Origin of the sequence: Gryllotalpicola reticulitermitis (genome assembly GCF_042651345.1) — a bacterium.
GTDB lineage: Bacteria > Actinomycetota > Actinomycetes > Actinomycetales > Microbacteriaceae > Gryllotalpicola > Gryllotalpicola reticulitermitis.
In genome coordinates this window covers 546,538-558,152 of sequence record NZ_JBHSCN010000006.1, presented here as the reverse complement: position 1 = coordinate 558,152, position 11,615 = coordinate 546,538, and the positions used below count along the sequence as shown (strand labels likewise).

Here is an 11,615-nt window from a genome sequence, read left to right as displayed (position 1 = left end):
GTCGATGGATACCCTTATGCCGCTCCGTCGGCGGAGACAAATAGCTGTTCATCGAGCCCCGGGGGGCGCGTCGCCTCAGGGCAGGATTCTGTGTAGTAGTTCATTGTCACAACCGCGCGGGTAACGCCGTCCTGGCGCATGGGCCTAACGTAGTGCGCGTTTCGCCGCGCGTCGAAGAAGAACAGCTGGCCTGCGCGCGGGTAGATCAGAGCGCAGTTTGCATCGACCTGCTCCACGCTACTGGCATCAGGATCAAGGCCGACCACGAGTTCGCCGCCGGTGTTTACATCACAATCTGTCAGATAGAGAAGGCCTTCGACAGGATTGCTGTCGACATGGCAGGGGTAGCGATCGACTGGCCCAGACTGCACGTTGAGACTGAGCGCCACTTTTGGGTTGTCTGAAGCACGAACGGTAAGGTCGCCGAACGTTTTGGCGAGGTCGGCGAACCAGTTTCTGTAGAGGTCGGCGAGCCACGGAACTTCGCGCGCGAGCTGGTCCCCATCCACTGCCACGATGGGGATGGGGCCGTCGGAGGCTTCGCGCGCCGTCGACATTGTCGGCCGGAATTCTCTGCTCTGCGCTGTGCGACCGGCGACCGCCATGAGTTCGCTAACCCACCCGTCCGGGAGATAGCTGCCAACCTGAAAGACGTTCCATCGGAATAGTCCCGCTGGGATCCCCTGCGGCGATCGATAGCTTGCTGCTGTATCAGATGCGCTCTGAGTCATTGTCACCCTTCTTCTCTTAGTTCAGCCATTCGGCAGTCTGAGGCGCTGGCGGTGGTATCGGCAACCCATGCTCCGCCGCTCGCTGCAACAATGTCCGGAGCGTACTGCTGCTGATGGGTGGCAGCGGAATAATGTGCTGCTCCGGAGATTGGTCGAAGGTACGGAGCGTGCTCGCCGCTCCCGATGGGATCCAGGCAGCTACTGTAGCCAGAGCCTCCTTAGCGGCAGGTGCCCCGCGCAGAAGCTGAAGGCGTTCGATCATGCCGTGTCGCGTGCCATCTTCCACGAGGTAACCAAGCTCTCGCAGCATCGGCGCTAACGCAGCGAAACTGAGCGGCTCGGCGCTTGAAATAGTGAGCTGTCTATCCTCTGAAGCAGACGTACTCGTCACTGAAAGAATCGCGCGCGCAACAAGGTCAGCCGGGCTGATATCTAGCGCCCATGAGAGGTCGCACGGAGCGACCCCACTTGCGATGATCGCCTGCAGCACTCGGTAAACGCGAGTGCGTCGCGGATCTTGTACGAGCCGACCGTTGTCTGATCGGCCAACGACGGATCCGAGACGCACGATCGTGTAGTCGAGCCCGGCCTGCACGGAGAGAAGTCTCTCGGCAGCGAGCTTCGACCGCAGGTAGGGGCTCGCGGCAAGAGTCGATGGCGAGAGGGCGGCATCCTCGATCCCCGCCGAACTCAGGTAGATCAAGGGACGTCTGGCGTGAGTTGCCTCAAGGGCCCAAATCTCCGTCAGGCGCACATTTGACTCAACAAAGGCGTCAGTTTTGCCGAAGTGCCGGATGTCGCCGGCCGCGTGGATGATCGAGCCTGACCGTTCCAGGTCTACTGCGTCGGGAACTGGAGAGGTCGCACTGTCAATGACCGTCAGGTGTGAAGAGCTCGGCAGCCCACCCATCTGTTCAAGCGATTCAAAGACGCGATCATTTGCCGTCTGCGCGTCGGTTCCGCGAGCGAGCGCAAGTACAGACTTACCCTGCGCAAGCGCCTCACGGACCAATGCAGATCCGACGAGGCCGTTCGCGCCTGTAACTACGACGTCTGCTGCGCGGGCGCCTTGCGAGTGGTGACTGGCTCGTCCGGGCAAGTGATTCCTCGCCACTAGAGAGACGGGTTCTCGATAAGAACCGTCCATCCGCCTTAGCCCGCCTGCGAGCTCTGCAACTGAGTCGCGCTCGAAGAAGTCCTGCAGGCGAAGGAACGGGAATTCCTCATGGGCCGCAGCGTATGCTTTGAGCCGCACCATGGAGTGCGCCCCTTGTTCCGATAGGGACAAGCCGTCGACCACGCCGTGTCCGAGTGCTGTCACAAAAGCGTCGTGGACGGCTCTGGCTACGGTCGAGCCACCGCGCGCCCGGCTGTCAGCTACGTTACCGACACCTGGCAATGTTGCGGGATGGACGGCCTTGCCAGAGCTGGACTGGGGTATGCGCTCTACCCATTGGATGATGTCGGGTATTTCGGCCGGTCGGAGGCATGACTCGAGTGCCGCGCGAACGTCAGGCCGGCGATTTCCGACGATGAACGCGACCAGCGACGTGGGCTCGCCGGCGCTGTTCTCGTCCACGAAGACCTTCGCGGCAGAGATACCTCGAAGGCGACGGAGTTCATGCTCGATCGCGCCGAGCTCAACACGCTGTCCACGAATCTTTACCCGCGTCGCCGTGGAAGTTCGACTTACGTACACTAGGCCGTCTTGCTCCCAACGTGCAAGGTCGCCTGTCATGTAGCTTCGTACTCCGCCGACTTCGACAAAGTCGTGCGATGTCTTTTCGTCATCTCGGTAATACGAGTGCGCTAGAACACTTCCGGATATTCGCAGCTCGCCGATCGCGCCGAACGGTATCTCGCGGCCGTCGGCCGCGACCACGGCCACTGAACAACCGGGAATGGGTCGGCCGATCGGGACGGCTTTCAAGCGGGTGTCGGCGTGCTCTGCCTTATATACGACGCATCCAACGGTGGCTTCCGTCGGGCCGAATTCGTTTACTACTACCGCATCCGGCCGCCGCCGGAGAAGATCCGAAAGTAGTGCGCCGCTTAGTTGCTCGCCGCCGACGATGTATACCTTCCACGGCAGGGGTCCGCTGGTTGCGCCGAGAAGTAGTTCGAGGTGGGTCGGCGTTGCCTTAAGGTACCCATCATCTTCGGCGGCGCGACTTGCGCGTACAATCGTCGTCGCCTCAAGTCGACCCGGAAGCCATACTGTTCCGCTGCTAACAAGCGGTAGGAGCAAAGACGTGACTGAGAGGTCTACGGCTGGCGACGATACCAACGAGAATTCGGCGTTCTCTGCCAAATACGTCGATCTCGCCCACTGGAGATAGTTCCAGAGCGATCCTCTTGTGACGGCGACGCCCTTACGTCGGCCGGTCGATCCGGAAGTCAAGATCACGTACGCTAGCTGGTCTTTGCCGTCCATCTCATCAAGCCGGTCGTCCGCTCCAGTCCCGTCGGTCTCGAGCTGGTGGGCATCGCCGGGCCCTATCGTCAGGGAAACCCCAAAGTCGGTCAACGCGTCGCGGACGGAAGCGACAGGCGATTCCTCGATCGGGAGATACGCCACTTGCGCGAAGATGGCGGCAAGGATGCACTGAACTAATTCGATCGTCGGTCCGAGACGTAATACAACCAGTGATCCCGTAGCCGCCCCCCGAGATTGCATCCCCCGAGAGATACGCTCGGCAGAGTCAAGCAGGTCGCCCGCCGTAACTTTTGTTTCGCCCTCGCGAAGCACGACCCTTGCGCGATCCTCCGACAAGCGGCGTCGAATCGTCTCGGAAATGCTTTGATATTCGGCAGCGGGGCCGCCGTCCGCTAGTAGCGCTTTCGGGCCGTGGCTTCGCCAGAGAGCCACCCCGGTGGCGTTCGTATTTGATTGCGATTCGGTTGCAACAATTTTTACGACTTCGAGCATCGAATCGACGACCTGGCTGTCTATCCGTCCCGCGTCGAACTCGACACCGACTGTTGCCGAATCGCCGTCCTCAAACCACCATGACATGGGGTACTTCGCGTGTGTCGATTCCACTGGGACTGCCGTGAACGAGGTGTACCCGACGTCAGCCAGATTCGGCACCGTCGTGAATAACGCAAATGGGTCAGTATTGGGGTCGACGTCGGCTCGTCCCTCGGCAGCACTGTCGGCGTTGAGTGCCTCGAGAAGTTCGCTTCGAGCTCGGTCGAGTGCGACCCTAAACGTTTGACTTTCAGCTGAAGGCCAGGAGAGCGGAATCAAGTTGATTAGTGGGCCGCAGCAGTTGCCTGCCATGTATCGCCTGCGAACATCGACCGGGACGGCGATTGAAAGCGTTTCGCCGTCCGCTGGGTCAAAGATTCGCAGCGTCAACGCGATCGCCGTCAATATCCATGCGGCTGGTGTGGCCGCAAGCGCTGCGGCAGAAGAACGAAGCGCAGTCGTCTGATCATGATCGAGTTTGAAGCTACGTGTGGCGGGCGCGCCAGCGGCGCGACCGCCTCGATCAAAGGCAAACGACTGCTCCCGCTGCGTGGCCAGACGTTCGAGCATCCGACGTTCGCTGTCGACTCGAGGCGCCACAGCTGCTGAATCTAACGCGACTCTGATGAATCCATCGTCAATATCGAGCGCAGGCTCCTGCCCCGTTCGTCGCGCCAAGTACGCGGCATCGAGGCGCCGAAGGAACAGTGCCATCGACTCCGCGTCGCTGACTGCATGATGCATTGCCACAACCAGATGCGATGCGCCTTCCGCAGGCTCAAAGAGCCAGGCGCTCAGCGGCGCCGGAGAATCGGACGTTAGGGGAACGGCCGCAGCGGCAAGAACGTTAGCGAGCGAAGAGTCACTTAGGTCCTTGAGCGTTGCTAGAGGGCCGGGCGCCACGGTGGCTCGCCACCCGTCAGTAGCGAAACGGAACTGCGATCGGAGTATGGCAGTGGTTGCCTGGACGTCATCAAGGGCCTCGCGAAGCGCGGCCACATCGATACCTTCGGCAAATACGACGTGCGCGGTGACGTTTTCAACAGCCCCCGCCTCCGCTGCGGTCAGCATACGAGATTGGATAGGGGTGGGGGGATAGTCCCGAATGCTGGCGGAAGGACCGGACGATTGAACGGTTTCTCTGTCACGCAACGCGGTCGCTGCTTTGATCGATTCGAGGATGTCGCGGTACGCGTCGTCGCGCAGAAGAGCCTCAAGCGGAACGTCTACGCCTGCGTGTGCCGCGACAAGCTCACTGAAGCGCAACGCACGAAGCGAGTCGCCCCCGGCAGTCAGGTAGCCGACTCCTTCCTCGGGTGCTACGCCGACTGTGTCATACCATGCATTCGCCAAGGCGCGCTCGAGCGGTGGCAAGTTGTCGGCAACTGCGCGGTCGCGCCGGACCGCGCTTGACGATTCGCCTGTTTCCTCGGCCCCATCTGGCTGGAGCACAAGGTGGAGGCGACGTCCGTCGCCCCGTATTTTGAGCGCGTCGAGGTAGCCGCGCTCCCACAAGCTGACGGCCATCTCGTCGACGTTCGCCGCGCGGCGTGGCGTCTGAGCGGCGACCGCGAATCCCGCGCCGGCTCCTGCAGCAAATTTGGTTAGGACGGACTGTGCCCCGATTTCAACGACGGCGACGTTCCCAGAGCTTGTGACAGAGCCGATGACATCAGCAAACTGAACCGGTGCGCACAACTGTTCGGCCCAATACTTGGCCTCGATTTTCGGGTCGTCGGTCACGCGCCCGTGGGGAAGTGCGCGTATGAAGCGGACCTTCGCGGGCTGTGACTGGAAGCCTTCCACGTGCCGTCGAAACCTCTCCGTAATACTCGACATCGCCGGACTGTGAAAGGCGCGACCAACGGGAAGCACATGTGCGGGGAGTGATTCGCGGCGAGCTAAATCGACAATCGCGCGCACACTGTTGGCAGAGCCGCTCAAAACGATTTCTGTTGCGCTGTTTATGGCAGCTATTGCGAGGTCGTGGTTCAACGCAAGTTCGCGCGCGCGGGCGACGGGGGCAAGGAGAGCGACCATTGCACCTGGAGGCGTCTCTTCGGCCATCAGGCGAGATCGTTCGACAACCAGATTGAGCGCCTCGCCGGGTGAGAAAACGCCGGCCGCCACCGATGCGGCAAACTCGCCCAAGCTGTGCCCGCAGACGATGTCAGGAACGATGCCAACCTCACGCAGCGCGAGTTGGAGTCCTACTTGAAAGACGAATATCGCGGGCGCCGTTATTGCAATGTCTTCGGCTTGCGCAGCTTCTGACAGAAGCGCTTCGCTCAGTCTGTCTGCGATCGAGCCGACAGCCGAGAGCGCTTCGCTGACCCAGGCGCTGAACTCGCCTGACGCGCGCATCAGTGCACGACCCATACCAGGTATGTGGCTGCCCTGGCCCGTGTAAGCGAACGCGATGAGCGGGGCATCGGGGCGATGGTAAGGGGGCCTGACGTTCTCACCGACCTCCCCAAGCTGCTGTGCTAATTCCTTCAGCGAACGCGGCCGGAGGCCGATGCGGTATGGAAGTGCGGGTCGGCGATTGAGTGTTGCGGAGAAGTCGGCAATCGTCCAGCCCATCTGATCAGCGGACGACGTCGCCTGGTCAGCCAAGGAGCGTGCGTATCTGCGAAGATCCTGCGCGGTGTGTGCCGAGAGCGCAACGGGTATCGGTTCCATTGCCTACGCCTCCGAGAGGATGATGTGCACGTTTGTGCCGCCGATGCCGAAGGAACTGATGCCAGCAACGAGCACGGGGGCGTTCCAGGTCGTGCTGTCGGCGGAGAGGGTGAACCGACCGGATCCTCCCTGGAGTTCTTCAATCGGTTTGCTTACCCCCGGCGTCCCGGGCAAGATCCGGTTCTGAATTGCCAGCGCGGTCTTGATTAGTCCTGCCACGCCGGCGGCGGTATTTAGGTGCCCAATCGTGGCTTTAGCTGAGCCGACGCGACACGCCGCCCCTGGTCCTAGTGCTTCGGACAATGCGGCTGCCTCTACCCGGTCACCAAGCAGCGTCCCCGTGCCATGTGCTTCGACGTAGGTGACATCTTTAGGCGAGGTGGATGCCACTGTCAGGGCGGAGCGAATCACTCTGACTTGTGCTTCAGGATTCGGAGCGGTGTAGCCGACTTTTGCGCGTCCGTCGTTGTTCACCGCGGACCCTCGGATTACAGCATAGATTGGGTCCCCGTCTCTGGTCGCATCCGAGAGGCGCTTCATCAGCACAACCCCAGAGCCATCGCCTCCCACCGTGCCGTCTGCCTGCGTGTCGAATGGGAGACAGCGTCCAGTCGGGGAGTAGATAAGGCCAGGCTCTGAGACGTAGCCGACCATGTCAGCGGTCTGGATGGAGACCCCACCCGCAAGCGCGTAGTCGCTAGATCTCGACAGAAGACTTGCCCGAGCGGCGTGAACGGCGACGAGAGAGGTCGAGCAGGCCGTGTCTAGCATTACGGCTTCTCCGCCAAGCCCCAGTCCGTAGGCGGCCCTAGTGGCCATGAACGCGTTGGAGTTTGCGAGCGCGGAGACGAATGCACTGGCGGGTGACGACTGGGAATGCGCGGGCGACGTTCGCTTTGCCGCTCCCGCATAAATCGCAGTACGAGGTGCGATGTCTGCCGTCTCATATCCTGCATCCGCGATCGCGGCCAGTACGTTTTGCATGAACACCGCATGCTGTGGATCAAGCGCCTCCGCCTCATCCGGACTCAGCCCGTACACTCCGAGACGGCGTGGAATTGCTTTGACAGACCCCCATCGGTCAACTACGTCACGCCCGTCGTTTGTATGTGAACGGATACCGCTGCCCGAGAACAAATGCGAACCGGAGCGCAGCGCTTCCCAATATGCCCAGAGATCATCGGCACCGGCGAGCGTGCAGCCGATTCCAATGATCGCCACCGCGTCCTCGGTATGAGGCGGCCCTGTCAACTCCGATACCGAGAAGGCCGACTCTGAAGCCGGCTTAGAAGTTGGGATTGTTGGTGGGTGCTGAGACTGGAAAGCACGCACCTGGGCCGCTTGCGTTCTCACCGTTGTAAATCGCAGGAGATCGATTACGGGAAGCGTGACGCCGGTCGCTTCGCGGATTGCCTCGCTAAGCTTGAATAGAAGCAGCGAGTCGCCCCCTGCATCGAAGAAATTCCGCTCCACGATGTCGCTGTGACCGAGCAGGGATTTCCAGCAGCCCGCGATGAGTCCCTCCAAGTCTTCACTTGCGGGGGAAAGCACCAGTGGCTCACGAGGCTGTTCAGCTTGGTCGGTCGCCTCGGCAATTCGCCGCAGCGCGTTCTGGTCGACCTTGTTGTTCGCCTTCCGCGGCAAGGCCGCCACCTCGATATAACGTCTCGGATGCGCAAAATGCGGTAGTTGCCGCGCGACATAATCTCGCGCGTCGTCAATGGCGGTGGCACCTCTCGCGACTACGAACGCAACCAGCTCCTTTCCTCGAGCCGGGTGTTCGATCGACAGCACGCAAGCGGTCGAGACGCTTTCCACGGCGCGAATGGCGGTCTCGACGCCGGCGAGTTCTACACGATTGCCGCGCACCTTCACCTGGCCGTCGATTCGTCCGATGAATTCAATCTCACCGTCAGGGTTCCAGCGGACACGGTCGCCGCTGCGGTAAAGCCTTGCGCCGGGGATCCCAGTGAAGGGATCGGGTACAAACTTGCGGGCGGTAAGGCTCGGTTCACCCAGGTACCCCCACGCCAACCCAGGGCCTCCGACTAGCAGCTCGCCAGGGACGCCGATCGGAGTCGGCGTAAGGGTGCCCTCATAAACCACGTATGAGTGGGTGAACGGCACTTCTCGGCCAAGGGGCACCGTGCGTTGTCCCGCGTCGACGGTGTCAACTGCGCGATAGTGGGTCGTGAAGGAGTTCTCCGCGGGCCCATAGCTGTGGAAGAGAACCCCCCGGCCAACATGGAGAAGCGATCGGCGCACATGCTCGGGAGATACAGCCTCGCCGCCGAAATAAATCCAGTTCATGCCCGCCAGCGCTTGCGGTTCTGCGTCGACGAGGTGGTTAAAGAGAGGGCTTGTCATGATCGCGGATGTGATGTGGAGCTGCCGCATTGCTGATGCCATTGCGTGCGGATCGAGAAGATCCGACTTGTCCATGACGCCAAGGGTGGCTCCTTGCGTGAGCGTCGCCCAGATTTCGAACGTGGATGCATCAAAGTTGAGCGGGGAAAGGTGCGACATCGTGTCTCCGGGGTGAAGCGGAACGAACCCCGTTACTTTGAGTAGGCGCATGAACCCCCGACGGTCAAGCATTACCCCTTTCGGCTTTCCAGTGGACCCTGACGTGTAGATGCAGTGAAATAGGTCGCTGCTGCTAGACGCGCTCTCGTGGTCACTCCGTCCGGTGCACGCGAGCCCTGCGTAACGGAGTACCGGGAGCGGAAGCATCTCTGTCGGGAGCTGCTCTTCCTGCTGCTGGTGACCCTCTCCGGTGATCACGAATCGCAAACCAGAGTCCGCCACAATTGCTGTCAATTGGGACAGCGGGAACTCGGGATCTAGGGGAAGGTACGCTGCCCCGGCGGCCACGACACCGACCACGGCAACCACCGCGTCGATCCCCCTTGGGAGAAGTATTCCGACCAAATCCCCCCGTCCGACGCCGCGCTGGGAGAGGGCGTGGGCGACGCGGTCGGCATCAGCGATGAGGGACGCATAGTCGACCGTCTCGGCATTGTGTCGGATGGCTGGGTCATGGGCGTGAACGGTGGCGTGAGCCCGTACCAAGTCCACAGGGGACGCGACGAGAGGTTCGAAGCCGGCCTGCACGCGCGCATCGGGACCGGTCCCGTGACGCGCGAACGGGGGAACCGCATCGCGGAAGCTAAGTCCTTCGAGGGTGTCTGTCCTGCCCAGCCAATCCAAAAGATCGAGGTATTGGTCGAGGAGGGTCTCTGCCGAGCTTGGACGGAAACGCCCCAGGTCAAAGTCCAACTGAATGTCGACGTGAGTGCCGCGCTCAGTTATCGCCAGCCCAACGGGGGTTTTCGCCGCCGCCACCGGCACATCAAACGTCTGCCAGCCGGCAGCGGCTAGCTTGGGCGATGCAGTTGAGCGAAGGTACGTGAAAGCCGCGTCCATGCCCGCGAGGCTCTCTCGTCGCAATAGTTTTCTGACAGTGCTTGCGGACACGTCCGAATGGGCCAACGACTCGATGACCTGCCGCCGATTCGCAGACACGAAGCTGATGATGGAAGATGAGGGGTCCAGCGCAGTTCTCACCGGAAGCACTCTCGATCGGAGGCGCACGTCGCCGTGCCGTTCGGCGCCGAGTCGTCCTGCGAAAGTCATGCCGCTAAGACCCTCGCTCTCACCTGACCACAGGTGCAGCAGCGCGGCCCACGCGCTAAATGCCACCACCGCGGTTGACGCAGGAGCCAGTTCTACTCGGCTCCGAAGTCGTTCGAAGAGCGAGGCATCGACGCTGCGCGACAAGAAAGCTGATCGGACGGAAGCTTCGCTGACAACGAAGTCGGTCGGTGGCGCGAGACAAATTGGGTCCGCGCCAATCAGTGAGCGCCAGTAATCGGTGTCGCTCGGGAGGATCTCATCGAGCAAGGCATCACCGGCTGTCTGCGGCAGGCTTGTCTGATACTCGCCTTCAGGCTCGTGATAAAGGGCTAACAGCTCAGTCAGCACCGAGTCAACCGCCCAAGCGTCAACGATCAGGTGGTGAAAGGCTAATATCACGACGGCGCGATCAGCGTACTGGCGTACGGCCGCACGCGCCAGGGGACCATCTGACGGATCGATTCGCAAACGCGCAAACGACACGGCCCACTGTTCAGCGTCCCCCTGATCAAAAATCTCCGAGGACTCCTGCCGGACCAATGGAATTGGTGGGGCGTCATACACTTCTCTCAGAAGCGCCCCATCTCTGTTCACGAAACGGCTACGGAGGACGACGTGACGCTCCTGGAGAGCATCGAGTGATGAGCGCAGCCGCTCGAGGTCGATTCCGCCAGCCCGATGAAACGCGATCGGGACGATGTAGCTGGCCGACTGGGGGTCACGTTCAGCCGCAAGCCATACCTCAAGCTCATCCGGGGTTGCCGTACTGGCATGGCTTAGCCGCGATGGATCCGTCGTCATGTGAGATCACTCTCATCGTCCGCTGGTGCCGAATTGACACGATCGTAAACCGCATCGACCAAGGCCCATAGACGAGGAAAACTAACTCGCCTGGTGAAGCCGTCGAGCACCTGTACTGGTCGTCCAGTCAGACTGCGCGCATTTGCGCTTCCGCCGTGCCCGTCGGACCCATGACGCCGGCCGGCCGGATGTCCGCCTAGTTTGCTCCAGACCAGTCGCACGTGGAACTGCTGCCAACTAATCAGTTCTTTGTCTAACTCGAGCAGCTCATTTGCGACTGCGGCAATTCCGGCCTCACTGCTCCTGGCACCAAAGTCGGCTTGGGCCATTCGCTCCAAGTCCACACCCGCACGTGTCGACGCTGCCTCAAACCGCGCCCACAGGTAGTTCGTCATCGGACGGAGATTCTTGAATCCAGGAGAATCCAGGCCCGACCCACCGGCCGGCAACTGCTCTCTGATCTGCAGAAACTGCTCTTGTGACAGCTCGCTATCGAGTAATTCGAGCGCCTGTAAAGCGGCGCGTTGCCATCGTTGAGCGCGGCGAACCAGAGACGCGGATGCCGCAAAGTCATCCAAATCGAGCCGGTCGGCGGCGTTGCCGAGTTCGTAGTGGATATTGTACCAAGCGAATTCAGTCATCAGGTGGATTGTCTGAAACAAGACATTGTCTGGCGGATCGCCTGGCTCTGGCTCCGGAATCGCACCGAGGGCCGTCGAGAACCTCACATAATCGTCGTAGGGCGACTCTTTTCCTATATCGAATTCAGGACGCATTATCGCAGGTCCTCGAAG

At 61.1% G+C, this 11,615-nt stretch carries 4 protein-coding genes; all 4 read right to left on the bottom strand.

The features are described 5' to 3' along the window. Positions 1-14 precede the first annotated feature (14 nt). The gene (locus ACFOYW_RS15985) at positions 15-557 is read right to left on the bottom strand and encodes a 2OG-Fe(II) oxygenase (protein WP_390231123.1); all 543 of its coding nucleotides are present in this window, start codon (positions 555-557) and stop codon (positions 15-17) included. Between the two features lie 190 nt (positions 558-747). Beyond that, complete coding sequence (locus tag ACFOYW_RS15980; protein ID WP_390231120.1) at positions 748-6,318, bottom strand: acyltransferase domain-containing protein; 5,571 nt, start codon at positions 6,316-6,318, stop codon at positions 748-750. Positions 6,319-6,387: 69 nt separating this feature from the next. Next, positions 6,388-10,821: an amino acid adenylation domain-containing protein gene (locus tag ACFOYW_RS15975; RefSeq protein ID WP_390231117.1), complete on the bottom strand. Its 4,434-nt coding sequence runs from the start codon at positions 10,819-10,821 to the stop codon at positions 6,388-6,390. Then, a complete protein-coding gene (locus tag ACFOYW_RS15970) occupies positions 10,818-11,597 on the bottom strand; it encodes a hypothetical protein (protein WP_390231114.1) in 780 nt (259 codons plus the stop codon). The genes ACFOYW_RS15975 and ACFOYW_RS15970 overlap by 4 nt, the downstream gene beginning before the upstream one ends. Positions 11,598-11,615: the final 18 nt, after the last annotated feature.

Coding starts and splice junctions, on each gene's coding strand:
- ACFOYW_RS15975 (WP_390231117.1), bottom strand. CDS start 10,821: ATGACGACGGATCCATCGCGGCTAAGCCATGCCAGTACGGCAACCCCG.
- ACFOYW_RS15985 (WP_390231123.1), bottom strand. CDS start 557: ATGTCGACGGCGCGCGAAGCCTCCGACGGCCCCATCCCCATCGTGGCA.
- ACFOYW_RS15970 (WP_390231114.1), bottom strand. CDS start 11,597: ATGCGTCCTGAATTCGATATAGGAAAAGAGTCGCCCTACGACGATTAT.